Origin of the sequence: Streptantibioticus ferralitis (assembly GCF_029223525.1) — a bacterium.
In the GTDB taxonomy this organism is placed as follows: Bacteria; Actinomycetota; Actinomycetes; order Streptomycetales; family Streptomycetaceae; genus Streptantibioticus_A; species Streptantibioticus_A ferralitis.
Genome location: NZ_JARHTQ010000013.1, coordinates 141,180 through 167,146, shown reverse-complemented (window position 1 = coordinate 167,146; position 25,967 = coordinate 141,180). Strand labels below are relative to the sequence as shown.

Sequence of the window (25,967 nt, the reverse complement as noted above, 5' to 3'; positions counted from 1 at the left end):
TTACGTCACTAAAGCCGTTCGGAGACCGGGCGGTGCCGCCCCTAGAATTGCCGCGTGACCGACATGAACCAGCGCCCCCAAGGCGGGGCCAACAGCAGCCCTGACCACCTGCCGACCCAGTACGTTCCGGCCGAGGTAGAGGGGAAGCTGTACGAGCGCTGGGTAGAGCGCGGTTACTTCGAGGCGGACGCCAAGAGCGACAAGGAGCCGTACACCGTCGTCATCCCGCCGCCGAACGTCACCGGCAGCCTGCACCTCGGCCACGCCTTCGAGCACACGCTGATCGACGCCCTGACCCGCCGCAAGCGGATGCAGGGGTACGAGACGCTGTGGCAGCCCGGTATGGATCACGCCGGTATCGCCACCCAGAACGTCGTCGAGCGCGAGCTGGCCAAGGAGGGCAAGTCCCGCCACGACCTGGGCCGGGAGGCGTTCGTCGAGCGGGTGTGGCAGTGGAAGGCCGAGTCCGGCGGCCAGATCTCGGGGCAGATGCGGCGCCTCGGCGATGGCGTCGACTGGTCCCGTGAGCGGTTCACCATGGACGAGGGCCTCTCCCAGGCCGTCCAGACGATCTTCAAGAAGCTCTACGACGACGGACTGATCTACCGCGCCGAGCGCATCATCAACTGGTGCCCGCGCTGTCTGACCGCCATCTCGGACATCGAGGTGGAGTACCAGGACGACGACGGCGAGCTGGTCTCGATCCGGTACGGCGACGTCAATGACGGCATCGTGGTGGCCACGACCCGCGCCGAGACGATGCTGGGCGACACCGCGGTCGCCGTCCACCCCGAGGACGAGCGCTACAAGCACCTCATCGGCACCGAGATCGAGCTCCCGCTCACCGGCCGTCGGATCCCGATCGTCGCCGACGCCCATGTCGACCCCGAGTTCGGCACCGGCGCGGTCAAGGTCACCCCGGCCCACGACCCCAACGACTTCGAGATCGGCCAGCGGCACAACCTGCCGTCGCTCAACGTGCTGGACGAGCACGGCATCATCACCGCACACGGCCCGTTCCAGGGCCTGGACCGCTTCGAGGCCCGCTCGACGATCGTCGGCGCACTGCGCGCCGAAGGCCGGATCGTCGCCGAGAAGCGCCCGTACACGCACTCCGTCGGGCACTGCTCGCGCTGCAAGACCACCATCGAGCCGCGGCTTTCGCTGCAGTGGTGGGTCAAGGTCGGCCCGCTGGCGAAGGCCGCCGGTGACGCGGTCCGCGACGGCCGGGTGAAGATCCACCCGAAGGAGATGGAGTCCCGCTACTTCGGCTGGGTCGACAACCTCCACGACTGGTGCATCTCACGGCAGTTGTGGTGGGGGCACCGCATCCCGGTCTGGTACGGGCCGAACGGCGAGGTCGTCTGCGTCGGTCCGGACGAGCAGCCGCCGACAGGTGACGGCTGGCACCAGGACACCGACGTGCTGGACACCTGGTTCTCCTCCGGCCTGTGGCCGTTCTCCACGCTCGGCTGGCCGGAGCAGACCGACAGCCTGGCGAAGTTCTACCCGAACTCCGTCCTGGTCACCGGCTACGACATCCTCTTCTTCTGGGTCGCCCGGATGATGATGTTCGGCCTGTACGCGATGGAGGGCACACCGCCGTTCCACACCATCGTGCTGCACGGCATGGTCCGCGACCAGTTCGGCAAGAAGATGTCGAAGTCCTTCGGCAACGCGGTCAACCCGCTGGACTGGATGGACGCCTACGGTTCGGACGCCGTCCGCTTCACGCTGGCCCGCGGCGCCAACCCCGGTGTCGACGTGCCGATCGGCGAGGACTGGGTGCAGGGCTCCCGCAACTTCGCCAACAAGATCTGGAACGCGACGCGCTTCGCGCTGATGAACGGCGCCACGGTCGAGGGCGAACTGCCGCCCGCCGAGCGGCAGTCGACGGCCGACCGGTGGATCCTGTCCCGGTTGAACTCGGTGGTCGCCGAGGTGGACGCGTACTACGACGACTACCAGTTCGCCAAGCTCTCCGACACCCTGTTCCACTTCGCCTGGGACGAGGTCTTCGACTGGTACGTGGAGCTCATCAAGACCACGTTCGCGGCGGGCGGCGAGGCCGCCGACGTCTCGCGCCGGGTCCTCGGTGAGGTCCTGGACGTCACGCTGCGGCTGCTGCACCCGGTCGTCCCGTTCGTCACCGAGACGCTGTGGACCTCGCTGACCGGCGGCGAGTCGCTCGTCATCGCCGACTGGCCGAGCGACAGCGGCTTCCGGGACGCGGCCGCCGAGCAGGAGATCGCCACCCTGCAGCAGGTGATCACCGAGGTCCGCCGGTTCCGCTCCGACCAGGGCCTGCAGCCGGGCCAGCGGGTCCCGGCGCGGCTCGACCTGGACGGTACGCCGCTGGCGCCGCACGAGGACGCCATCCGCTCGCTGCTGCGCCTCCAGCCCGCGGGCGAGGGCTTCCACGCCACCGCGTCGCTGCCGGTCGCGGGTGCCACGGTGGCCCTCGACCTGTCCGGGGCGATCGACTTCGCGGCGGAGCGCAAGCGGCTGACCAAGGACCTGGCCGCCGCTGAGAAGGAGTTGGCACAGGCCACGGCGAAGCTGGGCAACGAGGCGTTCCTGGCCAAGGCGCCCGACCACGTCGTGGACAAGATCCGCGCGCGGCGCGAGGCCGCCGAGGCCGATATCGCCCGTATCGGCGCCCAGTTGAAGAGCCTGCCGGAGGCCTGAGCGCCCCCGCCAAGCCGACCGTCAAGGCCCCGGAGCACCTGCTCGGGGGCCTTGACCGTTTCTGTCGGTCCCCCTCCGTAGACTGGTCACCGTGAGCGAGCGCCCCCAAAACGATGCCCCTGGTCCGGACGAGTTCGAAGAGATCGTGGCGAACGAGACCGAGCGGGACCCCGACCTTGCCGTGATCGAGGCCGGGAGCCGGACGCTGCGCGCACAGGTCCCCCCGACACCCGCCGACGACGCGCCCGCCGGGCCCAGGACGCCCGAGGAGGCCCAGGCGCTGCGCGAGGTCGAGGCCGAGCTGGCCAGCCGCTGGCCGGAGACCAAGCTCGACCCCTCGCTGGACCGGATGACCGCGCTGATGGACATCCTCGGCGAGCCCCAGCGCTCCTACCCGTCGATCCACATCACCGGCACCAACGGCAAGACCAGCACCGCTCGCATGATCGAGACGCTGCTGCGCACCTTCGAACTGCGCACCGGCCGCTACACCAGCCCGCACGTCCAGTCGGTGACCGAGCGGATCAGTCTGGACGGCGCGCCGATCTCCGTGGAGCGGTTCGTCGCCACGCACCGGGACATCAAGCCGTACATCGACATGGTGGACGGATCCCAGCCGCACCGGATGTCGTTCTTCGAGGTCCTCACGGGCATGGCGTACGCGGCCTTCGCGGACGCGCCGGTCGATGTGGCGGTCGTCGAGGTCGGCATGGGCGGCAGCTGGGACGCGACGAACGTGGTGGACGGCGGCGTCGCCGTGGTCACCCCGATAGCGCTCGACCACACCGACCGGCTCGGCGAGACGCCCGGTGAGATCGCCGAGGAGAAGGCCGGGATCATCAAGCAGGGCGCCACGGTGGTGCTGGCCCAGCAGCCGGTCGACGCGGCGCAGGTGCTGCTCAAGCGCGCCGTCGAGGTGGACGCCACGGTGGCCCGGGAGGGCATGGAGTTCGGCGTGACGTCCCGCGAGGTCGCGGTCGGCGGGCAGATGCTGACGTTGCGCGGGCTCGGCGGGGAGTACGACCAGATCTTCCTGCCGCTGCACGGCGCGCACCAGGCGCACAACGCGGCGGTCGCGCTCGCCGCGGTCGAGGCGTTCTTCGGCGTCGGCTCCACCAGGGCCGCCCGCCCGCTGGACGTCGACACGGTACGCGCCGCGTTCGCCTCGGTCACCTCACCGGGCCGCCTGGAGGTCGTACGCCGCAGCCCCACCGTGGTGCTGGACGCGGCGCACAACCCGGCGGGCGCCCAGGCGACGGCCGAGGCGGTCCAGGAGGCCTTCGGCTTCACCCATCTGGTCGGAGTGATCGGCCCCAGCGCGGACAAGGACGTACGCGGGCTGCTGGAGGCGTTCGAGCCGATCTTCGCCGAAGTGGTGGTGACCCGGAACTCCAGCCCTCGTTCCATGGACGTGGACGAGCTCGCGGCGGTCGCGGTCGAGGTCTTCGGCTCCGAGCGGGTGCAGGTCGAGCCGCGGCTCGACGACGCGCTGGAGGCGGCGATCACGCTCGCCGAGGAAGAGGGCGAATACGCGGGCGCGGGCGTGCTGGTGGCCGGTTCCGTGATCACCGTTGGAGAGGCCCGGCTGCTGCTGGGCCGGAAGTGAGGGCCGATGCGAACGCTGTGTGCGAGCACCCTGATTGGTGAGGCCTTCGTCATCGGCCTGGCGGGTCTGGTCGCGATGAACCTCTCCGGCTATTCGACGGCCACCGTGTGGACGGTATGCGGCGTCGCGATGGCGGTGTGCGTGCTGCTGTGCGCGATGATCACTCGGCCGGGCGGGGTCGCGGTGGGCTGGCTGCTCCAGGTCGGCCTGGTGGCGTCGGGGTTCGTGGTGTCGATGATGTTCTTCCTGGGTGCGGCGTTCGCCGGTCTGTGGTGGGCCGCGGTGCACTACGGCCGAAAGATCGATGAATTCAAGGCGAAGCACGCCGCGTCGGCCGCGTAGCCGCTGGTCAAAGGTGCTGCTTCGCCCGATAGGGTCAGTGCACTTCGGAAGCACCGTGTAATGCAAGGAGCCGCAGCATGAGCCAGCGCACCCTCGTCCTCCTCAAGCCGGACGCCGTACGGCGCGGCCTGGTCGGCGAGATCATCGGCCGTATCGAGCGCAAGGCCGGTTGGACCGTCGGCGCGTTGGAAATGCGCACCCTGCAGCGCGCCACGCTGGAGCAGCACTACGCCGAGCATGTCGGCAAGCCGTTCTACGAGCCGCTGGTGGAGTTCATGTCCTCGGGGCCGTCCGTCGCCCTGGTCGTCGAGGGCGAGCGGGTGATCGAGGGGCTGCGGGCGATGGCGGGCCCGACCGACCCGATCGCCGCCGCGCCCGGGAGCATTCGTGGTGATTTCGGCACCATCGTGCGCGAGAACCTCATCCACGCCTCGGATTCCGCGGAGTCCGCGGAGCGGGAGATCAAGATTTTCTTCCCCGAGCTCGGCTGAGCCCGGTTGACAATCCGTCATACGGCGACCGGCGGATTTCCGGTCGCCGTAGGGCATACGTCGAGCTGTTTCGGGAACCAATAGCCCCGACACGTCGTCACCATTACAGGGGACGACCGCGTGTTCTGCTGACAATGGCCGAGGCGTCCTCGCGCCCCGTCCCGCGGGCACACTTAAGATGGACCCGCCGCTACGGACCCCGCAGCACATCGCACCTCCGCGCCCTCAAGTCCCCATCGCTCCAGCTCGGGAAGGCCAGACGTATCCTCATGGCGAACAACATGTCGTTCATCGGCCGTGACATGGCTGTCGACCTCGGCACCGCCAACACGCTGGTGTACGTCAGGGGTCGCGGGATCGTCCTCAATGAACCGTCTGTCGTCGCCATCAACACCAATACCGGCGGCATCCTGGCGGTCGGCGCCGAAGCCAAGAAGATGATCGGCCGCACCCCTGGCAACATCGTTGCGGTCCGCCCGCTCAAGGACGGCGTGATCGCGGACTTCGAGATCACGGAGCGGATGCTCCGCTATTTCATCCTCAAGATCCATAAGCGGCGTTATCTCGCCCGCCCGCGCGTTGTGGTCTGTGTTCCCTCCGGTATCACCGGAGTTGAGCGCCGCGCCGTGATCGAGGCGTCCAGCCAGGCCGGTGCCCGCCAGGTGCACATCATCGAGGAGCCGATGGCGGCCGCGATCGGCGCCGGGCTGCCGGTGCACGAGGCCACCGGCAACATGGTCGTCGACATCGGCGGCGGCACCACCGAGGTTGCCGTCATCTCGCTCGGCGGCATCGTGACCGCGCAGTCGATCCGGGTGGCGGGCGACGAGCTGGACAACGCGATCATCCAGCACATCAAGAAGGAGTACAGCCTCCTCCTCGGCGAGCGCACCGCCGAGCAAATCAAGATCACCATCGGCTCGGCCCATGACTTCGACAAGGACGATCACACCGAGATCCGCGGCCGCGACCTGGTCAGCGGTCTGCCCAAGACCGTTGTGATCTCGGCGGGCGAGGTCCGCAAGGCGATCGAGGAGCCGGTCAACGCGATCGTCGACGCGGTCAAGACCACCCTCGACAAGTGCCCGCCGGAGCTGTCCGGCGACATCATGGACCGCGGCATCGTCCTCACCGGCGGCGGCGCCATGCTGCGCGGCCTGGACGAGCGGCTGCGCCGCGAGACCGGTATGCCCATCCACATCGCCGAGGATCCGCTGGACTCGGTCGCCCTCGGCTCCGGCAAGTGCGTCGAGGAGTTCGAGGCCCTGCAGCAGGTGCTGGACGCCCAGCCCCGGCGGTAGAGCCCAGGCGATCCGCCGTACGGGTGACCGCCCGGCCCGGCGGCGGATCGTTTCCCAACCGACAACGACACATCCCAGGTTCGCCCAGGTACGACATCGCTGACCGGCCGAGGCCCGCAGCCGACCGGTCCGACGAGGAAGGCACGGCCGCCGCACGTGAGGGACACACGAGAGAGCCGGTTGCTCTTGGTTCTACTGGTCGCCGTCGCGTTCGCGCTGATCACCGTGGACATCCGCGGCGGCGACCAGTCCCCGCTGGACGGCGTGCGGTCCGCCGCCGCGTCCGTCTTCGGGCCCGTGGAGAACGGGGTCGCGTCCGCCGTCAACCCGGTCGGCAACGCCATCGAGGCGGTACGGGACTCCGGCGCCCGACACGACAAGATCGCCGAACTCCAGCAGCAGAACGAGGAGCTGAAGCAGAAGCTCGGCAGCAGCGATGTCACCCGCAACCGTGCGACCGAGCTGGACAAGCTGCTGAAGACCGCCGGAGCGGGCCAGTACGGCATCAAGGCTGCCCAGGTCATCGCCATAGGAGCCACCCAGGGCTTCTCCTGGACGATCACCATCGACGCCGGAAGCAATGACGGCATCCAGCGCGACCAGACGGTCATCAACGGCGATGGCCTGGTCGGCCGGGTGACCACGGTCGGACCGTCGACGTCCACGGTGCTGCTCGCCGTCGACCCGGACTTCACCGTCGGCGCCCGGATGGAGAAGTCGATGGAGCTCGGCTTCAGCACCGGTCAGGGCGACCGCCCGATGCGCGTCCAACTGCTCAACGGCAAGGCCAATGTGAAGCCCGGCGACCGCATGGTCACCTTTGGCTCGCAGGGCGACAAGCCGTTCGTCCCCGGGGTGCCGCTCGGCCAGGTCGTCGGGCTCGACCCGGGCGCTGGCGGGCTGACCAGGACCGTCGAGGTCCAGCCGTTCGTCGCCTTCAGCCGACTGGACATCGTCGGCGTCGTTGTGGTGGCGCCGCGTCAGGATCCGCGCGACTCGGTGCTGCCGCCCGCTCCCAAGGCGACGCCCACACCGACGGTCACCGTCACGGTGTCCCCGAGCGCCTCGGGGTCCGCGTCGCCGTCCTCGTCCGACTCGCCGTCCCCCTCCGGGTCCCCGTCCCCGTCTCCGTCTGCGAGCTGACCGATGCGCCTCAACCGGATCCTGCTCACCACCGTTCTGGTGGTCGTCGCCCTCGTCCTGCAGGTCAGCGTCCTCGCCCGGCTCCATCTGCCGGGCGCCGTCCCCGACCTGATGCTGCTCGTCGTCCTCGGCCTGGCCATCACCTACGGCCATGTCGGCGGCGCTCTGGTCGGCTTCGGCGCGGGACTGCTGTCCGACCTGGCCCCGCCCGCCGACCATGCCGCCGGGCGCTACGCCCTGGTGCTGTGCGTCATCGGCTACCTGGCCGGCCTCGCCAAGCCGGAGAGCGGCCAACTGCGCTCCGCCGTCATGCCGATGGTGGTGGTGGGCGCCGCCGCGATCGGCTCCACTCTGCTGTACGCGGGCGTGGGGGCGCTGGTCGGCGACACCGCCGCCCGCCATGTCGGCATGGTGAAGCTGCTGTTCACCGCCACCGTGTACGACCTGCTGCTGGCGCCGTTCACCGTGCCGTGGATCATGGCGCTGGCCCGGCGGGTGGAGAACGACCCCATCGCCGGCGACACTTCGGGCGGCGCCGGAGCCGGCCCGTACCGCTGGCTGACACCCGGCACGCTGCGTACCTCCCGCCCCGGCCGGGGCGGAAGACTCACCCGCGGCGGCATCGGCAGCCAACGCGGAAGCCTGCTGAAGGGCGGCCGGAAGCTGTGACGCCCACCACCGCGCCCACCTCAGGCCCCACGGGCCGCCGCTCCCGCCCGTCGCCCACCACCACCCTCATCGGAGGCCCTACGGGCCGCCCCGACGTCCCCAAGTCGCCCACCACGACCCTCAACGGAGGCGCTGGCGCGCCATGAGCAACATCCCTGAGACCGGCCGCACCCAGCGCGTCACCATCCGGCTGATCATCCTGCAGATCCTGGTCGTCTCACTGCTGCTCACCCTGGGCGGCCGCCTGTGGTACCTGCAGATCCGCAACGGCCAGCAGTACACCCAGCAAGCCGCCAACAACCACATCCAGGAAGTCGTGGACCCGGCGACCCGCGGCCAGATCCTCGACGCCCGGGGCGTCCCGCTGGCCGACAACCAGACCCGACTGGTCGTCACCGTCAACCGTACCGACATCATGAAGATGAAGGACGGCGGCAAGGCCGTGCTGCGGCGGCTCGGCGGCGTGCTCGGCATGAAGTACCAGGACGTCGCCGACAAGGTCCGGCTGTGCGACGCCAAGACCCCCCGCCCCTGCTGGAACGGCTCCCCGTACCAGCCGATCCCGATCACGGACACGGCCACCACCCAGCAGGCCCTGCAGATCATGGAGCGCCGCGAGGACTTCCCCGGCATCGCCGCGCAGCCCACCGCGGTACGCCGCTACGCGGGTCCGGACGGCTCCAACACCGCCCAGGCCCTCGGCTATCTCTCGCCGGTCACCGACGACGAGATCCAGGCCTCGATGAAGAACGGCCAGCCCACCCTCCAACGCTCCGACCAGGTGGGCCGTTCCGGCCTTGAGCACACCTACGACAGCCAACTGCGCGGCAAGGCCGGGATCATCCGCTACGAGGTCGACAACCGCGGCCGGGTGATCGGCGACGCGGGCGACACCCCGGCGGTGCCCGGCGACTCGATAGTGACCAGCATCGACTCCCGAGTGCAGGCCATAACCGAGCAGCAGCTCGCCGCCGCGATGAAGGACGCCCGCAACACCTACGACAACGTCACCCACGAGAACTACAAGGCCGACTCCGGCGCGGCCGTGGTGATGGACGTCCACACCGGCCGGGTCATCGCGATGGCCAGCGCGCCCACCTACGACCCCAACGAATGGGTGGGCGGCATCTCCGCCAAGGACTACGCCGCGCTCACCGGCAAGGACTCCGACTACCCGCTGCTCAACCGGGCCATCCAGGGACAGTCCGCGCCCGGCTCGACCTTCAAGGTCATCTCCACCTCGGCGGCGGTCAACGCCGGGTACGACATCAACGGCCACTACTCCTGCCCGGCGAGCATGAGCATCGGCGGTCAGGTCTTCAAGAACTTCGAGGGCGAGCAGGCCGGTGACATCAGCCTGGCGCACGCCCTGGAGATCTCCTGCGACACCGTCTTCTACGGTCTCTCCTACGACCAGTGGCTCAAGGACGGCGGAAACAACCCGAAGAACCCCGCCGACTGGTTCTACAAGACGGCCCACCAGTTCGGCCTCGGCGCCAAGACCGGTATCGACCTGCCGTCCGAACTCTCCGGCCGCGTCCCGGACCGGCAGTGGAAGCAGGCGGAGTACGACGCGATGAAGAAGTCCTGGTGCGCCCAGGCCGCGAGCGGCAAGCACGACTACGCCACCGACATCGCCCGCGAGGACTGCACCGACGGCAACCGGATGCGCGCCGGTGACTCCGTCAACTACGCCATCGGCCAGGGCGACACGCTCGTCACCCCGATCCAGATGGCCAGGATCTACTCCGCCATCTCCAACGGCGGCACCCTCTACCAGCCGGCCATCGGCAAGGCCATCGTCAGCCCGGACGGCAAGCACGTCGAGCAGATCCCGCCGAAGCCGGTCGGCAAGCTGCCGGACTCACCGCAGACCATCCACTACATCGACGACGCGCTGGCCGGAGTGGTCACCAGCGGTACCGCCGCCTGGAAGTTCGGCGGCTGGCCGCAGGACAAGATCACCCTGCACGCCAAGACCGGTACCGCGGAGGTCTACGGCAAGCAGACCACCTCATGGTTCGATACGTACAGCAAGGACTACGCGATCGTCATGACCATCTCCCAGGGTGGTACCGGTTCCGGTGGTTCCGGCCAGGCGGTGCGCAACATCTACTCCGCGCTGTACGGCGTGCAGTCGAACGGCTCGATCGACCAGAAGAAGGCACTGCTGCCGGCACCGCAGCAGCGCCTGCCGAAGTTCGGCCCCGACGGGCTGGTCCAGCAGGCCGACCTCACCACGCCCGACCCGAAAGCGTTCGCCTACCCGGGCAACGCCTCCGGTGGTCCCACCGACGCGACACCGGTCGTCGCGCTGGCCCCGGAGCGCAATGAGAAGCTGCTGCTCGGGCGGAGGTACCACGCATGACCAGCAGCCTCGGCGGCTACTCCATCCGCCGGTTCACCCCGGAACGCTCCATGGTGGGCAAGTTGCTGGCCCGGGACTCGGTGGTGCGCCGGATGGACTGGATACTGACGGCCGCCGCCATAGCGCTGTCCGCCGTCGGCTCGCTGCTCGTCTGGTCGGCGACGCGTGGCCGCACCTCGATCAACCACGGCGACCCGCAGTACTTCCTGATCCGGCATCTGATGAACCTGGCGATCGGGATCGGGCTCGCCGTGGGCACCATCGCGGTCGGCCACCGCAGGGTGCGCGGGGTCATCCCGATCCTGTACGGGGTGTCGATCCTGCTGCTGCTCGCGGTGCTCTCGCCGCTCGGCTCCACGGTCAACGGCGCGCACTCCTGGATCGTGATCGGCGGCGGCTTCTCACTGCAGCCGTCCGAGTTCGCCAAGATCACCATCGTGCTGGGCATGGCGATGATCCTGTCCGGCCGCGTTGACGCGGGCGACCAGATGCATCCCGACAACCGCACCGTGCTGCAGTCCCTCGGCCTGGCCATCGTGCCGATGGGCGTCATCCTGCTGATGCCGGACCTCGGCTCGACCATGGTCATCGTGGTGACGCTGCTGGGGGTGCTGCTCTCCTCCGGTGCGTCCAACCGCTGGGTGTTCGGGCTGCTGACGGTCGGCGCGGCGGGGGCGGTGGCGGTCTGGCAGCTGCACCTGCTCAGCAAGTACCAGATCGACCGCTTCGCGGCCTTCGCCAATCCGGCCCTCGACCCCTCGGGCGTCGGCTACAACACCGCACAGGCGCGGATCGCGATCGGCTCCGGCGGGCTGCTGGGCAAGGGGCTCTTCCACGGCGGCCAAACCACCGGGCAGTTCGTCCCCGAACAGCAGACCGACTTCGTCTTCACCGTGGCGGGGGAGGAACTCGGCTTCGTCGGCGCCGGGCTGATCATTGTGCTGGTCGGCATCATCCTGTGGCGCGCCTGCAGGATCTCCCGGCAGGCCACGGACCTGTACGGGACGATCATCACGGCTGGAATAGTCGCCTGGTTCGCCTTCCAGTCGTTCGAGAACATCGGGATGACCTTGGGGATCATGCCCGTCGCCGGCATTCCGCTGCCGTTCGTCTCCTACGGCGGATCATCGATGTTCGCCGTCTGGATCGGCGTCGGCCTGCTCCAGTCGGTACGGATACAGCGGCCGGTATCGGCCTAGCGGCGCGAAGCGCCTCCATCGGGGGCGATGCCGCCCGGCGCCATTGCGATGGCCGGGCGGCGCTACTACCGTCCAGTCATGGGGAAGCGTCTGCGGGAGACCGAGCGCAAATACGAGGCCGGGGAACGGGTCGCCGAACCCGACCTGTCAGGGTTGCCCGGCGTCGCGTCGGTATGCCTGCTGAACCCGGTCGAACTCGACGCCGTCTACTTCGACACCCCTGACCTCAGGCTCGCCGCCCGCCGGATGATGCTGCGGCGCAGAACCGGCGGCGAGGACGCCGGATGGCATCTCAAACTCCCCACCGGGCAGGCCGACACCCGCACCGAGGTGCACGCCCCGCTCGGCCGGGCCGCCCGCACCGTACCCGCGGACCTGACCGCCGAAGTCCTCGTGCACACCCGAGGACGTCCGCTCGTCCCCGCCGTACGGCTGAAGAACCACCGGGAGCGCTGCCAGTTGCTCGACGCCGACGGCACCGCGCTCGCCGAGATCGCCCAGGACCACGTCACCGCCGAGTACCCCGACGAGCGGGACCCGCTGTCCTGGACGGAGACCGAGGTCGAACTCCTCGACGGCAAGCCGAAGTTGCTCGACGCGGTACAGGACCGGCTGCTCGCCGCGGGCTACCGCCGCTCCGCCTGGCCGTCCAAGCTGCTGCGCGCCCTCGGCGACCGCGTTCCGTCCGCCCCACCCGGCCCGCCCGACACCATCGCCACCGCGGGCGACGTCGTCCTGGCCTACGTCCACGAGCAGGTACGGGCCATCGCGGTGTACGACCCCGCGGTGCGCCGCGACGAGCCCGACGCCGTACACCAGATGCGGGTCGCCACCCGGCGCCTGCGCAGCGCGTTCAAGACCTACGACCGGGAGCTCGACCGCGCCGTCACCGATCCCATCGGCGACGAGCTCAAATGGCTGGCCGAAGTCCTCGGCCTGGAACGGGACCGAGAGGTGCTGGCCGAGCGGCTGGCCGAACGGTCCGCGGAACTGGGATCCGCCTTCCGTACCGAGCCGCTGTGCGACCGGCTCGGCGCGGTGCACACTGCCGGACACCGCACGGCCCGCCGCCAGCTGCTGCGGCAACTGCGCGGCGAGCGGTACTTCGCACTGCTGGACCGCCTCGATGCCCTGCTGGCCGCCCCGCCGCTGCGCGACGCGGCCAAGCGCCCGGCCGACGAGGCGGCCCGGCGGGCGGTACGCCGCGACCACCGCCGCCTTGCCCGACGGGTGACGGAGTCGTTGTCGCTGCCCCCGGGCACCGGCCGCGACCTCGCCCTGCACGACGCCCGCAAGGCGGCCAAGCGGGCCCGCTACGCCGTCGAGTCCGCCCGCCCGGTGCTCGGCACGCCGGCCGAGCGGCATCGCGCCCGCCTTGCCGCGCTGCAGAAGCTGCTCGGGGAGCACCAGGACAGCGTGATGTGCCGGGAGGCGATCCTCCGTCTCGCCGACGAAGCCCGGCGCGCCGAAGAGGACACCTTCCCGTACGGCGCCCTGCACCAGATGGAGCGGGGCCTGGCCGGAGCCGTGGAAGCCGCCCTGCCGAAGGCCTGGCGCAAGACCGACCGCGGGCCGCTCGCGGGCTGAGGAAGTGCGGTCCTCGGTTACTCTGGATGGTCACCCCTGCCAGCTCACGAGAGACAGTCGAGAGACCCCTGTGATGCCTGTCGAGTCGGTCTTCCCGCGCCTGGAAGCGCTTCTCCCGCATGTCCAGAAGCCGATCCAGTACGTCGGCGGAGAACTCAACTCCACCGTCAAGGACTGGGACGCCTGCGATGTGCGCTGGTCACTGATGTACCCCGACGCGTACGAGGTCGGACTGCCCAACCAGGGCGTCATGATCCTCTACGAGGTCCTCAACGAGCGCGAGGGCGTGCTCGCCGAGCGCACCTACAGCGTCTGGCCGGACCTTGAGGCCCTGATGCGCGAGCACGGCATCCCGCAGTTCACCGTGGACGCCCACCGCCCGGTCAAGGCCTTCGACGTGCTCGGTGTGTCCTTCTCCACCGAGCTGGGCTACACCAACCTGCTCACCGCGCTCGACCTGGCCGGCATTCCGCTGGAGGCCAAGGACCGCACCCTGGACGACCCGATCGTGCTCGCGGGCGGCCATGCCGCCTTCAACCCCGAGCCGATCGCCGACTTCATCGACGCCGCCGTGATCGGCGACGGCGAGCAGGCCGTCCTGGAGATCACGGACGTCATCCGTGCCTGGAAGGCCGAGGACCGTCCGGGCGGCCGGGAGGAACTGCTGCTGCGGCTGGCCAAGACCGGCGGGGTCTACGTACCGAAGTTCTACGACGTGGAGTACCTGCCGGACGGCCGGATCGCCCGGGTCGTACCGAACGCCTCCGGGGTGCCGTGGCGGGTCTCCAAGCACACCGTCATGGACCTTGACGAGTGGCCGTACCCCAAGCAGCCGCTGGTCCCGCTCGCCGAGACGGTGCACGAGCGGATGTCGGTGGAGATCTTCCGCGGCTGCACCCGCGGTTGCCGTTTCTGCCAGGCCGGCATGATCACGCGCCCGGTACGGGAGCGAAGCATCACCGGCATCGGCGAGATGGTCGACAAGGGGCTGAAGGCCACCGGCTTCGAGGAGGTCGGCCTGCTGTCGCTGTCCTCCGCCGACCACAGCGAGATCGCGGACGTGGCCAAGGGGCTGGCCGACCGGTACGAGGAAGACAAGATCGGCCTGTCGCTGCCGTCCACCCGGGTTGACGCCTTCAACATCGACCTGGCCAACGAGCTGACCAGGAACGGTCGCCGGTCCGGTCTGACCTTCGCCCCCGAGGGCGGCTCCGAGCGCATCCGCAAGGTCATCAACAAGATGGTCTCGGAGGAGGACCTGATCCGCACCGTCGCCACCTCGTACGGCAACGGCTGGCGGCAGGTGAAGCTGTACTTCATGTGCGGTCTGCCGACCGAGACCGACGAGGACGTGCTGCAGATCGCGGACATGGCGACGAAGGTGATCGCCAAGGGCCGCGAGGTGTCCAAGTCCAACGACATCCGCTGCACGGTCTCCATCGGCGGCTTCGTCCCCAAGCCGCACACCCCGTTCCAGTGGGCGCCGCAGCTGTCCGCCGAGGAGACCGACGCCCGGCTGGAGAAGCTGCGCGACAAGATCCGCGGCGACAAGAAGTACGGCCGCTCCATCGGTTTCCGCTACCACGACGGCAAGCCGGGCATCGTCGAGGGCCTGCTGTCCCGCGGCGACCGCCGCATCGGCGCGGTCATCCGCGCGGTGTACGAGGACGGCGGCCGGTTCGACGGCTGGCGGGAGTACTTCAGTTACGACCGCTGGATGGAGTGCGCCCAGAAGACGCTGCCGGAGTACGGCGTGGACGTCGACTGGTACACCACGCGGGAGCGCAGCTACGAGGAGGTCCTGCCCTGGGACCACCTCGACTCCGGCCTGGACAAGGACTGGCTCTGGGAGGACTGGCAGGACGCCCTCGACGAGTCCGAGGTCGAGGACTGCCGCTGGACGCCTTGTTTCGATTGTGGGGTGTGTCCTCAGATGGACACTCATATCCAGATCGGTCCCACGGGCAAGAAGCTGCTGCCGCTGACCGTGAAGAACGCCGCGACCATCGGAAGCGCCGCTTTGTGAACGACGCTGTGAAGCGCGTCACAGAAGTGCTCGCGGACTATCGCAGGACGAGGCGGTCCTGACCGCGATCTTGGCGAACCTGGGGGTACGGCACGCGCGGGAGTCGAAGCGCGTGGTGACCCCCAGGACGCCTCTCCCGGCCCCTCGGGAGTGCTCCGGCATTCGTAGTGAGGTCGAGTGGCTCTGTGAGGGCCACGCGGCAGGTGTGAACCGCCCCATGGCGCCCGGTGCGGCTGGAAGTCGATCAGTCGTAGTGGGCGCCATGTCCGCTCTGGGCTTAGTTGAAGCAGCCGGGGACCGGGTTGGGGCTCGGGGTGCAGTTGGTCGGAGCGTTGGCGACGATCATGGAGAAGGTGTTCGTGACGGTGCCCGCGTTGTACACCCCGCCCGGTGCGGTGGCGGAGTTGTTTCGGCGGATGCTGCTGAAGTTGAGGTGGGCAGTGGCGCCGATGCCGTTATAGAGGCCACCGGCTCGGTCTCCGGCCGTGTTGCCGCTGATGGTGCTGGCGTTCAGATTCAGAACCCCGGCGAACTCGTTCCGGATGCCTCCTCCGTCGCCGCTGGTGGCCGAGTTGCCGGAAATGGTGGTGGCGTTGATGGTCATCGTCTCGGCGGTGTTGAAGGGGCCGGTCCAGATTCCGCCACCGCCGGGGTGGTTCGATCCCGTGGGCACGCCGAGCGCGCGGTTGTTCGTGATGGTGCTGGCATTGATGGTCATTGGCCCGCCATCGTGGTCGATCCCTCCGCCGGCGAAAGCGGATGTGTTTCCGCTGATGACGGTGGCCGTGATGACGCCGGTGCCGTCGTCCTGGTCGTAGCCGCCGCCTCCGCCGCCGACCAGGGGCGTACCCGCGGTGTTGTCGGTGAGGCGGGATGCGGCCAGGTTGAGGCTTCCGCCGGGATTGTCGATGCCCCCACCGGCGAGTCCGGCGGTGTTGCCGGTGATGGTGGTGGTCCGGATGGTGGCGGTGCCTCCGGCGTTGATCTCCACTCCTCCGCCACGATTGGCACTGTTGTTGCTGATGGTGACGGCGCAGGCTTCGAGTGTGCCGCCGCTCTCGACGAGGATTCCTCCGCCGTCACCGGTGGGGTCGGCCTAGTGGCGGTGCCCCGTCCATGTCGTCGACACCTTCCACGACACCGTCGACCGGCAGCGCGCCCAGTGGCGGCATCCGTAGTGAGGCCGAGTGGTCCGCGGGTTGGCTGACCTCTGAGCCGGCGGCTGGGGCGTGGCTACTGGGGTCGATTGGGGTGCCCGCGCTCCATCCTTGCGGGTCTACGTCGCAGTCGTAGGCTGTGCAACGAGCGAGCAGATCGGCCGAGTGCGCCTGCGTGTACCTCGGCATCCTGTGCGAAGCATCGAGGTCTGCACCGCGCATTCGGCCCCGGCACCCACGCGGCATGACCGCGAGATCTCACCATCACAGAGGGGCCATCCGATGCCGTTCGTCGACATCAGGGTGATCGCAGGAGCGTTCACGCCCGAAGAGAAGCGACAGTTGGTCGAAAAGGTCTCCGAAGCGGTGATCGCCATCGAGGGCGAAGCACTGCGGCCGTCGACCCATGTCTTGATCACCGAGACGCCCAGCGGCGCGTGGGCCATCGGCGGTAAGGCGCTGACAGCCGAAGACGTCCGGGTGAAGCGGGCCGGCGGTGCCCTGTGACAGTGGCGCCAATGCAGACGGGTCTGTCGCCCGCGTGATCTGCCAGCGGCCCGCAGCGCAGTTGGCCGTCTCGGCCTCATGCGCCGCTCCACGCGGGCTTTCGACGTCACGTTCGTGAAAGCGGGGCACGGCTCAAGCTGTGTTGTCCGCGTCATGAGCGAGGTGCCGTGGTCGCGGGCCAAGGCCGTACAGCGGAAGCAGACCGAGTCGGGCTGCCACCGATCCGTGCCGCCGGTCAACCTGCTGGTCGCGGTCACCGCGCTCGACCACGGCCTCACCCTCCTCCACTACGACCGCGACTTCGAGACCATCGCCCAGCACACCGAGCTCAGGACCCGCTGGCCGGCCGAACCCGGATCGCTGGACTGAAGTCCATGTGGGGCGCCCCGGCCGCGTACCCTTGAAAGACGTACGACGGCTCTCATGAAGGACTGAACGACACTGGGCAAGCGACAGCCCGAAGGCCCACCGCCCGCACCCGTGGTGCAGCGCATTCGACTGCGCTACACCAAGCGCGGACGCCTCCGGTTCACCAGCCACCGCGATTTCCAGCGCGCGTTCGAGCGGGCGTTGCGCCGCGCCGAGGTGCCCATGGCGTACTCGGCGGGTTTCACCCCGCACCCCAAGGTCAGCTACGCGAACGCGGCGCCAACCGGCGTCGCCAGCGAGGCCGAGTACCTGGAGATCGCCCTCAGCGCACCGCGTGACCCTGAGAAGCTACGGGTGCTGCTCGATGAGTCGCTGCCGCCCGGCCTTGACGTGATCGACGCGGTGGAGGCGCACACCTCCGGCCTCGCCGACCGGTTGGAGGCTTCGGTGTGGCAGCTGCGGCTGGATGGCGTTGAGCCCTCCGAGGCGCAGCGGGCGGTGGACACGTTCCTCGCCGCCGAGAGCGTTGAGGTCCGGCGTACTACGAAAAACGGTGTACGGACCTTCGACGCGCGCGGCGCCGTGACGGAGCTTGCGGTGGTGCCGCAGGAACCGTCGCAGCAGGCGGTCGACGACGTGATGGCATCCGTAGAACAGAGTGCCGATAGGCCGGGGCGCGGTAGCTGTGCGATACTGCGGCTGGTTGTTCGGCATCTGACACCTGCCGTACGACCCGACGACGTCCTGTCCGGCCTCCGTTCGACGGCCGACCTCGCGCCGCCGGTCCCCGCAGCGGTGACCAGGCTGGCGCAGGGGCCGCTTGACGAGGAGACCGGCACGGTGACCGATCCGTTCGCGCCAGACCGCGACGCCGCCACGGCCGTCCTACCCACGGCCGACGGGCTGTCCGTTGCGACGGTGCCGGGTGGTTCCGCGTAGGACCGTCGTCGACGTGTCGCCGATGCGCCAGGGAGCCGCCCTCTCTGCCCACCCCGGGCAGTCAGGGGCCCAGCGTCCGGAGACGCGCTGACCAGGAGACTTTCGCCGGTCCCGGCCAAAAGGACGGACCCGGCGAGCGAGACAACAGCTCCCGTGTGGCGCCCGCGCCCCGGGCAGCGGAGCCGTGAAGCAGCGGCCCGCAGCCGGATCAGAGCGCGGCGCCCGGGAGCGCGACGGGAGATATGCCCGCATGCTCGATACCCCCGAGCCCGGCAACACGACGCCCGAGGCGTCGAACAGCAACGATTCGGGCGTGAGCGCCGAATCCCAGACCCCGGCGGCTCCCCGCCGTCGGCGCAGGGCCGCGTCGCGTCCGGCCGGCCCACCGGTGGCCGCGTCCGCCGAGGACACCCAGAGCACCGAGAGCGCCAAGAGCACCCCGGAAAGGCCCGCCGACGAGCCGCCCGCCGCCGCGGAGCCGGGCGAGGCCGCGCCCGCGCGTGCCACCACCCGCCGCCGTGCGACCCGCAAGGCCACCGCGCCCGCGGGCCCGCCGAAGTCCGCCGAGGCCGCGGAGGCTGCCGGGCCGGAGCCGCAGCCCGAGGCTGAGGCCGCGCCCGCGCGTACGCCGCGCCGCCGCGCCACCCGTAAGGCCGCCGCTCCAGCGGAGGCGGCGCCCGCTGAGACGGCCGCGGAGGCCGTGGAGGCCCCGCAGCGCACTCGCCGCACCCGCAAGCGCGTCGCCGCCGAGGTGTCCGACGACTCGCGGCGCCTGAAGCCCGGTGCTCTCGCCCCCAAGGAGTCCGAGCCGGAGCCCGCGCCCGCCGAGGCTGCCACCGAGGCCGAGGAGGCCCCGCAGCCCACCCGCCGCCGTGCGACCCGTAAGGCCACCGCGCCGGCCGGTGCGCCCTCGTTCGCCGACACGGACGACGAGGTGAAGGAGCCGCTGGCGTCCATGGCGGCCGAGGAGGACGTCTCGGAGGAGCCGGTACGCGGCCGTCGCCGCGCCGTCCGGCCGCCCACGGCCGTCTTCCAGCCCCCGGTCTTCACCGCTCCCGAGGCCGCCCCGGCCGCCGCTGCCCACGACGAGGAAGAGGAGCTGGAGACCGCTCCGCGCCGCCGTCGCCGCCGTCGGGCCACCGCTGAGGAGACGGCCCCCGCCGAGGAGCCGAAGGCCGCTGAGGAGACCGCCGAGGAGACCGCCGAAGAGGAGGCGGAACCGGAGGCCGAGCACGAGGACGAGACCGGCGAGCGCCCGTCCCGTCGCCGCCGCCGTGGTGGCCGTCGCCGCCGTCGTGGCGAGGCGGCCGAGGCCGAGGGCGAGGAGGAGTCCGAGACCGAGGCCGCTGAGGGCGAGGAGGAGCCCGAGGCCGAGGACGAGGAGACCGAGTACGGCACCAGCACCAGCCGTCGTCGCCGGCGCCGTCGTCGCCGCAGCGGAGACGCGGCCGGCGAGCCGGAGCCCGCGGGCGACGAGGACGGGGTGCGCACCGTCGTCAAGATCCGCGAGCCGCGCAAGAAGAAGGAAGAGCCGTCCGACGAGGTGCAGTCCATCAAGGGCTCGACCCGTCTCGAAGCGAAGAAGCAGCGTCGTCGCGAGGGCCGTGAACAGGGCCGTCGCCGGGTGCCGATCATCACGGAGGCCGAGTTCCTGGCCCGCCGTGAGGCCGTCGAGCGGGTGATGGTGGTCCGCGAGAGTGGCGAGCGCACCCAGATCGGTGTCCTTGAGGACGATGTGCTGGTCGAGCACTTCGTCAACAAGGAGCAGGCCACCTCCTACGTCGGCAACGTCTACCTGGGCAAGGTCCAGAACGTGCTGCCGTCGATGGAGGCAGCCTTCGTCGACATCGGCAAGGGCCGTAACGCCGTGCTCTACGCGGGCGAGGTCAACTTCGAGGCGCTGGGCCTCGCGGGCGGTCCGCGCCGTATCGAGTCCGCGCTGAAGTCCGGCCAGTCGGTGCTGGTCCAGGTCACCAAGGACCCGATCGGCCACAAGGGCGCCCGGCTGACCAGCCAGGTCTCGCTGCCCGGCCGCTACCTGGTCTATGTGCCCGAGGGCTCGATGACCGGCATCAGCCGCAAGCTCCCGGACACCGAGCGGGCGCGGCTGAAGCAGATCCTCAAGAAGATCGTCCCCGAGGACGCGGGCGTCATCGTGCGCACCGCCGCCGAGGGCGCGAGCGAGGACGAGCTGCGGCGCGACGTGGAGCGGCTGCAGGCGCAGTGGGAAGAGATCCAGAAGAAGGCGAAGAACGGCAACGCTCCGACGCTGCTGTACGGCGAGCCGGACATGACCGTCCGGGTCGTCCGCGACATCTTCAACGAGGACTTCTCCAAGGTCATCATCAGTGGCGACAACGCGTGGGAGACGATCCACGGTTACGTCTCCAACGTCGCGCCCGACCTGGTGGACCGGCTGCAGAAGTGGACGTCGGACGTCGACGTCTTCGCCACGTACCGGATCGACGAGCAGCTGCTGAAGGCGCTGGACCGCAAGGTCTGGCTGCCGTCCGGCGGTTCGCTGGTGATCGACCGGACCGAGGCGATGGTCGTCATCGACGTCAACACCGGCAAGTTCACCGGCCAGGGCGGCAACCTGGAGGAGACGGTCACCAGGAACAACCTGGAGGCGGCCGAGGAGATCGTGCGCCAGCTGCGGCTGCGCGACCTCGGCGGCATCATCGTGATCGACTTCATCGACATGGTGCTGGAGTCCAACCGGGACCTGGTCATGCGACGGCTGCTGGAGTGCCTGGGCCGGGACCGCACCAAGCACCAGGTGGCCGAGGTCACCTCGCTGGGGCTGATCCAGATGACCCGCAAGCGGGTCGGCCAGGGCCTGCTGGAGTCGTTCTCCGAGACCTGCGTGCACTGCAACGGGCGCGGCGTCATCGTCCACATGGACCAGGCCACGACCACCGGTGGCGGCGGCAAGCGCAAGAAGAAGGGCCGTGCGGCCGCCGCGCTGCCTGAGGCCGAGGTCGTGGAGGCGGCCGAGGTGGTCGAGCCGGTCGAGGTCACCGAGCACGAGCTGGTGCCCGCGATCGGTGGTGACGAGGAGTGGTTCGGCAGCCCGGCCGAGGCGGAGGCCGCCGCCGCTGCTCCGCGCGGCCGTCGGCGGGCGACGCGTGCCGCGAGCGCTCCGGCGGGTTCGCCGAAACCGGTGGAGGAACCGGCGGAGGCGGAGGTCGTCATCCCGGCTTCGGCCCCCGCGCCGGTGGTGCCTGAGCCCGAGGCCGCGCCCGAGCCGGTACGTCCGCGTCGCCGCGCCCGTAAGGCGACGGCGCCCGCGGGCTCGCCCAAGGCCGCGGAGGAAGCGGCGGCGGCGGAGGTCATCGTGGTCCCGTCGGCACCCGCCGCGGAGGCGCCGGAGGCCGAGGCGGCATCGGCTGAGGCCGCACCGGCCGCTGAGGCGGTCGAGCCGGAGCCGGTACGTCCGCGTCGGCGCGCCCGTAAGGCGTCGGCTCCCGCGGGCCCGCCGCCCGCCTCGGGTGACGCGGCCGTGGTGGTCGTCCCGGCCGCGCCGGCGGCCGAGGAGGAGACCGCGGAGGAGGCGGCGCCCAAGAAGCGGGCGGCGCGGAAGACCGCGACCAAGAAGGTGGCGGCGAAGAAGACCGCGGTCAAGAAGACGACCACGGCGAAGAAGACCGCGGCCAAGAAGACGACCACCGCCAAGAAGGCGACCACGGCGAAGAAGTCCGCTGCCAAGAAGGCCGCGGCGGCTTCGGGCGGCGACGAGTCGTAAGGCTGCGGCGGGGTACGTGGGTGCGGCGGGACTCTTCCCGCCCACCTGCCTCTACGTGCGCACCGCCCCCGTCCAGGGTTCGTCCCCGGGCGGGGGCGGCTTCGTTGCCGCACCGGGCCGCGAGCGCGAGACCCGGCCGGTGCACGGCGGTGCCGCGCCCCGCCGGACGTGGTGGCTACGGCCAGGCGCGGCCGGCTGGGCAACCCCGGTTTGACCCGCCGGGAGGGCGCCCCGTAACCTTGACCTTCGGCGTTTCTGCGCCCACTCCGGAGCAAATCCCTCCCGCGTCGTCGGGAGAGGCTCACACATCACGTCTCGTGCGATGTTACGAGACGTGCGAGCTGGCATCAGGAGTGTCATTTCGAGCGAGAGAGTGAGATCCGCGTTGTACGCAATCGTGCGTAGCGGTGGTCGCCAGCACAAGGTTGCTGTGGGCGACATCGTTGAGGTTGACAAGCTTCCCACCCACAAGGTTGGCGACACGGTCGAGCTCTCGACCCTGCTCGTTGTCGACGGCGACGCCGTCACCAGCGACCCGTGGGTCCTGGCGGGCGTGAAGGTCCAGGCCGAGGTCGTGGACCACCACAAGGGTGCCAAGATCGACATCCTTCGGTACAAGAACAAGACCGGCTACCGCCGGCGCCAGGGTCACCGCCAGCAGTACACGGCGCTGAAGATCACCGGCATCCCCACGGCTGCGAAGTAAGGGACTGAGGAGAGATGGCACACAAGAAGGGCGCATCGTCCACCCGGAACGGTCGCGACTCCAACGCTCAGCGGCTCGGCGTCAAGCGCTTCGGCGGCCAGGCCGTCAACGCCGGTGAGATCCTGGTCCGCCAGCGCGGCACCCACTTCCACCCGGGCCTGAACGTGGGCCGTGGTGGCGACGACACGCTGTTCGCCCTCGCCGCCGGTGCGGTCGAGTTCGGCACCAGCCGTGGCCGCAAGGTCGTGAACATCGTTCCGGTCGCTGAGTAAGTAGCCGCGTTACCGTCCATCGCCCTGCGAGGGATGGCAACCCGGACGATCAGCCGCTGTAGAGCGACACCTAGCGACACATCGAGGGCGGACCGCCGTTTCCCGTACCGGGAAGCGGGTCCGCCCTCGATGCGTTGCGAACCGTAGACATCCCTAGGAGGAGCAGACCATGACCACCTTCGTGGACCGCGTCGAGCTGCATGTCGCCGCGGGTAGCGGAGGCCACGGCTGTGCCTCCGTGCACCGGGAGAAGTTCAAGCCGCTCGGCGGCCCGGACGGCGGCAACGGCGGCCGTGGCGGTGATGTGACCCTCGTGGTCGACACCGGCATCACCACCCTGATCGACTACCACCACTCCCCGCACCGCAAGGCCACCAACGGCAAGCCCGGCGAGGGCGGCAACCGTTCCGGCGCCGACGGCAAGGACCTCGTCCTGCCGGTCCCGGACGGCACCGTCGTCCTCGACCCGCAGGGCAACGTGCTGGCCGACCTGGTCGGCCACGGCACCTCGTTCATCGCGGCCCAGGGCGGTCGCGGCGGTCTGGGCAACGCCGCGCTGGCCTCGGCACGCCGCAAGGCCCCTGGCTTCGCGCTGCTCGGCGAGCCCGGCCAGTCGCAGGACATCGTCCTGGAGCTGAAGACCGTCGCCGACGTGGCGCTGGTCGGTTACCCGAGCGCCGGTAAGTCGTCGCTGATCTCGGTGCTCTCCGCGGCCAAGCCGAAGATCGCCGACTACCCGTTCACCACGCTGGTGCCCAACCTCGGTGTGGTGACGGCCGGTGCGACCGTCTACACCATCGCCGACGTCCCCGGGCTGATCCCGGGCGCCAGCCAGGGCAAGGGCCTCGGCCTGGAGTTCCTGCGGCACGTCGAGCGCTGCTCGGTGCTGGTGCACGTACTGGACACCGCGACGCTGGAGTCGCACCGCGACCCGGTCACCGACCTCGATGTCATCGAGGCCGAACTGGCCGAGTACGGCGGTCTTGAGGACCGGCCGCGGATCGTCGTGCTCAACAAGGTCGACATTCCCGACGGCCAGGACCTCGCCGATCTGATCCGTCCCGACCTGCAGGCCCGCGGCTACCAGGTCTTCGAGGTGTCGGCGGTCTCCCGGCAGGGGCTGAAGGAACTGTCCTACGCGCTGGCGAACATCGTCGCCGAGGCACGGGCCGCCAAGCCGGTCCAGGAGGCGACCCGGATCGTCATCCGCCCGCAGGCCGTGGACGACGCGGGCTTCACGGTCACCGCCGAGGACGGCTTCTACCGGGTACGCGGTGAGAAGCCGGAACGCTGGGTCCGGCAGACCGACTTCAACAACGACGAGGCCGTCGGCTACCTCGCCGACCGGCTCAACCGCCTTGGCGTGGAAGAGGAGTTGGTGAAGGCCGGAGCCCGCGCGGGCGACGAGGTGGTGATCGGTCCGGAGGACAACGCGGTCGTCTTCGACTGGGAGCCCTCGCTGGCCGCCGGTGCCGAGATGCTCGGCCGCCGTGGTGAGGACCACCGCTTCGAGGCCCCGCGGCCCGCCGCCCAGCGCCGCAGGGAGCGCGAGGCCGAGCGCGACGACGCACAGCGCGAGTACGACGAGTTCAACCCGTTCTGAGGCGGCGCCACGAGGTGTTCCGCACCTCGATACTCGGAGGCGAACGGTCCGCTGTTTCCCGTACATTGCGCACGGCGGACCGAGACCAGCAGAAGGTTGTGGGGTGCACGCGGTGGTAGGGCGACAGGACGCACGCTTCAGGGCCGATGTGGCGACCGCTCGCCGGGTCGTCGTCAAGGTCGGCTCGTCCTCGCTGACCACCGCCGCGGGCGGCCTTGACGCCGACCGGGTGGACGCGCTGGTGGACGTCCTGGCGAAGTCCCGGGACAGCAAGGAGATCGTGCTGGTCTCCTCGGGTGCGATCGCCGCCGGGCTGGCTCCGCTGGGTCTGGCCAAACGACCGCGCGATCTGGCCCGGCAGCAGGCGGCCGCAAGCGTCGGCCAGGGACTGCTGGTCGCCCGCTACACCGCGTCCTTCGCACGGTACGGGATCCGCGTCGGCCAGGTGCTGCTGACCACCGACGACGTCAGCCGCCGGGCCCACTACCGCAACGCCGTCCGCACCCTGGACAAGCTGCTGGCCATGGGCGCCCTGCCGATCGTCAACGAGAACGACACCGTCGCCACCGACGAGATCCGGTTCGGCGACAACGACCGGTTGGCGGCGCTCGTCGCCCACCTCGTGCGCGCGGACCTGCTGGTGCTGCTCTCCGATGTGGACGGGCTGTACGACGGCGATCCGCGCAGCCCGGGCGCCCAGCGGATCGACGAGGTGGCGGGCCCCGAGGACCTCGACGGTGTGTCGATCGGCAGCGCGGGCAAGGCCGGGGTTGGCACCGGGGGCATGGTGACCAAGGTGGAGGCGGCTCGTATCGCCGCGGCAGCCGGTGTCCCGGTGGTGCTCACCTCGGCGACGCACGCCGCGGACGCGCTGGCCGGGCGCCCGACGGGCACCCTGTTCCACCGCACCGGCAAGCGCTCGGCGGACCGGCTGCTGTGGCTGGCGCACGCGTCGAGCCCGCGCGGCGCGCTGCGGCTGGACGCCGGCGCGGTCAAGGCGGTCGTGGAACGGCGCACCTCGCTGCTGCCCGCTGGACTGACCGGAGTTGAGGGCCATTTCTCGGCGGGCGACCCGGTGGATCTGGTGGACGAGACCGGCCGGGCCGTCGCCCGCGGTCTGGTCAACTTCGACGCCAAGGAACTGCCGAGGCTGCTCGGCCGTTCCACCAGAGAGCTCGCCGCGGAACTCGGCCCCGCGTACGAGCGCGAGGTCGTGCACCGCGACGACCTCGTTGTGCTGCGGTGAAGG

The 25,967-nt window shown here is 70.1% G+C and carries 20 protein-coding genes; 19 read left to right on the top strand and 1 reads right to left on the bottom strand.

Annotation, left to right across the window (positions count from 1 at the left end):
• Positions 1–63 precede the first annotated feature (63 nt).
• The 11 genes from P2L57_RS21160 to P2L57_RS21110 all read left to right on the top strand — a co-directional run bounded on the left by P2L57_RS21160 (position 64) and on the right by P2L57_RS21110 (position 15,420).
• Complete coding sequence (locus P2L57_RS21160; RefSeq protein ID WP_275816889.1) at positions 64–2,688, top strand: valine--tRNA ligase; 2,625 nt, start codon at positions 64–66, stop codon at positions 2,686–2,688.
• A 91-nt stretch (positions 2,689–2,779) separates the two neighbouring features.
• Positions 2,780–4,294, top strand: coding sequence for a bifunctional tetrahydrofolate synthase/dihydrofolate synthase (gene folC, locus P2L57_RS21155; RefSeq protein ID WP_275816827.1), 1,515 nt, complete (start codon positions 2,780–2,782; stop codon positions 4,292–4,294).
• A gap of 6 nt (positions 4,295–4,300) precedes the next feature.
• The gene (locus P2L57_RS21150) at positions 4,301–4,636 is read left to right on the top strand and encodes a DUF4233 domain-containing protein (RefSeq protein ID WP_275816825.1); all 336 of its coding nucleotides are present in this window, start codon (positions 4,301–4,303) and stop codon (positions 4,634–4,636) included.
• Between the two features lie 77 nt (positions 4,637–4,713).
• Positions 4,714–5,127 (top strand): nucleoside-diphosphate kinase, encoded by a 414-nt coding sequence (gene ndk, locus P2L57_RS21145; RefSeq protein ID WP_275816823.1) that lies wholly within the window; start codon positions 4,714–4,716, stop codon positions 5,125–5,127.
• Between the two features lie 281 nt (positions 5,128–5,408).
• The gene (locus tag P2L57_RS21140; protein ID WP_275816887.1) at positions 5,409–6,428 is read left to right on the top strand and encodes a rod shape-determining protein; all 1,020 of its coding nucleotides are present in this window, start codon (positions 5,409–5,411) and stop codon (positions 6,426–6,428) included.
• 156 nt (positions 6,429–6,584) lie between these two features.
• Entirely contained in the window at positions 6,585–7,571 is a 987-nt protein-coding gene (mreC, locus tag P2L57_RS21135; RefSeq protein ID WP_275816821.1) for a rod shape-determining protein MreC, read from the top strand.
• A 3-nt stretch (positions 7,572–7,574) separates the two neighbouring features.
• Positions 7,575–8,240 (top strand): rod shape-determining protein MreD, encoded by a 666-nt coding sequence (gene mreD / locus P2L57_RS21130; protein WP_275816819.1) that lies wholly within the window; start codon positions 7,575–7,577, stop codon positions 8,238–8,240.
• Positions 8,241–8,382: 142 nt separating this feature from the next.
• A complete protein-coding gene (gene mrdA / locus P2L57_RS21125; protein ID WP_275816817.1) occupies positions 8,383–10,608 on the top strand; it encodes a penicillin-binding protein 2 in 2,226 nt (741 codons plus the stop codon).
• Between the two features lie 50 nt (positions 10,609–10,658).
• Positions 10,659–11,807, top strand: a complete 1,149-nt coding sequence (rodA, locus tag P2L57_RS21120; protein WP_372515825.1) for a rod shape-determining protein RodA — start codon at positions 10,659–10,661, stop codon at positions 11,805–11,807.
• 78 nt (positions 11,808–11,885) lie between these two features.
• Positions 11,886–13,394, top strand: coding sequence for a CYTH and CHAD domain-containing protein (locus P2L57_RS21115; protein ID WP_275816813.1), 1,509 nt, complete (start codon positions 11,886–11,888; stop codon positions 13,392–13,394).
• A 73-nt stretch (positions 13,395–13,467) separates the two neighbouring features.
• Positions 13,468–15,420, top strand: coding sequence for a TIGR03960 family B12-binding radical SAM protein (locus tag P2L57_RS21110; RefSeq protein ID WP_275816811.1), 1,953 nt, complete (start codon positions 13,468–13,470; stop codon positions 15,418–15,420).
• A gap of 277 nt (positions 15,421–15,697) precedes the next feature.
• On the opposite strand, the gene P2L57_RS21105 is transcribed toward P2L57_RS21110, so the two are convergent.
• The gene (locus tag P2L57_RS21105) at positions 15,698–16,411 is read right to left on the bottom strand and encodes a hypothetical protein (protein ID WP_275816809.1); all 714 of its coding nucleotides are present in this window, start codon (positions 16,409–16,411) and stop codon (positions 15,698–15,700) included.
• A 448-nt stretch (positions 16,412–16,859) separates the two neighbouring features.
• Here P2L57_RS21105 and P2L57_RS21100 point away from each other — a divergent pair, with 448 nt between their 5' ends.
• From P2L57_RS21100 to proB, 8 genes are all read left to right on the top strand, one after another.
• Positions 16,860–17,084, top strand: a complete 225-nt coding sequence (locus P2L57_RS21100) for a tautomerase family protein (RefSeq protein ID WP_275816807.1) — start codon at positions 16,860–16,862, stop codon at positions 17,082–17,084.
• 153 nt (positions 17,085–17,237) lie between these two features.
• Positions 17,238–17,453 carry a PIN domain-containing protein gene (locus tag P2L57_RS21095; RefSeq protein WP_275816805.1) on the top strand — a complete coding sequence of 72 codons (216 nt, stop codon included), beginning with the start codon at positions 17,238–17,240 and terminating at the stop codon, positions 17,451–17,453.
• A gap of 114 nt (positions 17,454–17,567) precedes the next feature.
• Positions 17,568–18,392: a TIGR03936 family radical SAM-associated protein gene (locus tag P2L57_RS21090; protein WP_275816885.1), complete on the top strand. Its 825-nt coding sequence runs from the start codon at positions 17,568–17,570 to the stop codon at positions 18,390–18,392.
• Positions 18,393–18,642: 250 nt separating this feature from the next.
• Complete coding sequence (locus P2L57_RS21085; protein WP_275816803.1) at positions 18,643–22,137, top strand: Rne/Rng family ribonuclease; 3,495 nt, start codon at positions 18,643–18,645, stop codon at positions 22,135–22,137.
• Positions 22,138–22,522: 385 nt separating this feature from the next.
• Positions 22,523–22,843: a 50S ribosomal protein L21 gene (gene rplU / locus P2L57_RS21080; protein WP_275816883.1), complete on the top strand. Its 321-nt coding sequence runs from the start codon at positions 22,523–22,525 to the stop codon at positions 22,841–22,843.
• A 14-nt stretch (positions 22,844–22,857) separates the two neighbouring features.
• On the top strand, positions 22,858–23,115 hold the full coding sequence (gene rpmA, locus P2L57_RS21075; RefSeq protein ID WP_275816801.1) for a 50S ribosomal protein L27: 258 nt from the start codon (positions 22,858–22,860) through the stop codon (positions 23,113–23,115).
• A gap of 169 nt (positions 23,116–23,284) precedes the next feature.
• Positions 23,285–24,718, top strand: a complete 1,434-nt coding sequence (gene obgE, locus P2L57_RS21070; protein WP_275816798.1) for a GTPase ObgE — start codon at positions 23,285–23,287, stop codon at positions 24,716–24,718.
• A 148-nt stretch (positions 24,719–24,866) separates the two neighbouring features.
• Positions 24,867–25,964 (top strand): glutamate 5-kinase, encoded by a 1,098-nt coding sequence (gene proB / locus P2L57_RS21065; protein ID WP_275816881.1) that lies wholly within the window; start codon positions 24,867–24,869, stop codon positions 25,962–25,964.
• Positions 25,965–25,967 lie beyond the last annotated feature (3 nt).

Excerpts from the sequence above, each read along its gene's own strand:
- P2L57_RS21160 (WP_275816889.1), top strand. The coding sequence starts at position 64 with ATGAACCAGCGCCCCCAAGGCGGGGCCAACAGCAGCCCTGACCACCTG.
- P2L57_RS21150 (WP_275816825.1), top strand. The coding sequence starts at position 4,301 with ATGCGAACGCTGTGTGCGAGCACCCTGATTGGTGAGGCCTTCGTCATC.
- ndk (WP_275816823.1), top strand. The coding sequence starts at position 4,714 with ATGAGCCAGCGCACCCTCGTCCTCCTCAAGCCGGACGCCGTACGGCGC.
- P2L57_RS21140 (WP_275816887.1), top strand. The coding sequence starts at position 5,409 with ATGTCGTTCATCGGCCGTGACATGGCTGTCGACCTCGGCACCGCCAAC.
- mreD (WP_275816819.1), top strand. The coding sequence starts at position 7,575 with ATGCGCCTCAACCGGATCCTGCTCACCACCGTTCTGGTGGTCGTCGCC.
- mrdA (WP_275816817.1), top strand. The coding sequence starts at position 8,383 with ATGAGCAACATCCCTGAGACCGGCCGCACCCAGCGCGTCACCATCCGG.
- rodA (WP_372515825.1), top strand. The coding sequence starts at position 10,659 with ATGGTGGGCAAGTTGCTGGCCCGGGACTCGGTGGTGCGCCGGATGGAC.
- P2L57_RS21115 (WP_275816813.1), top strand. The coding sequence starts at position 11,886 with ATGGGGAAGCGTCTGCGGGAGACCGAGCGCAAATACGAGGCCGGGGAA.
- P2L57_RS21110 (WP_275816811.1), top strand. The coding sequence starts at position 13,468 with ATGCCTGTCGAGTCGGTCTTCCCGCGCCTGGAAGCGCTTCTCCCGCAT.
- P2L57_RS21100 (WP_275816807.1), top strand. The coding sequence starts at position 16,860 with ATGCCGTTCGTCGACATCAGGGTGATCGCAGGAGCGTTCACGCCCGAA.
- P2L57_RS21095 (WP_275816805.1), top strand. The coding sequence starts at position 17,238 with ATGAGCGAGGTGCCGTGGTCGCGGGCCAAGGCCGTACAGCGGAAGCAG.
- P2L57_RS21085 (WP_275816803.1), top strand. The coding sequence starts at position 18,643 with ATGCTCGATACCCCCGAGCCCGGCAACACGACGCCCGAGGCGTCGAAC.
- rpmA (WP_275816801.1), top strand. The coding sequence starts at position 22,858 with ATGGCACACAAGAAGGGCGCATCGTCCACCCGGAACGGTCGCGACTCC.
- obgE (WP_275816798.1), top strand. The coding sequence starts at position 23,285 with ATGACCACCTTCGTGGACCGCGTCGAGCTGCATGTCGCCGCGGGTAGC.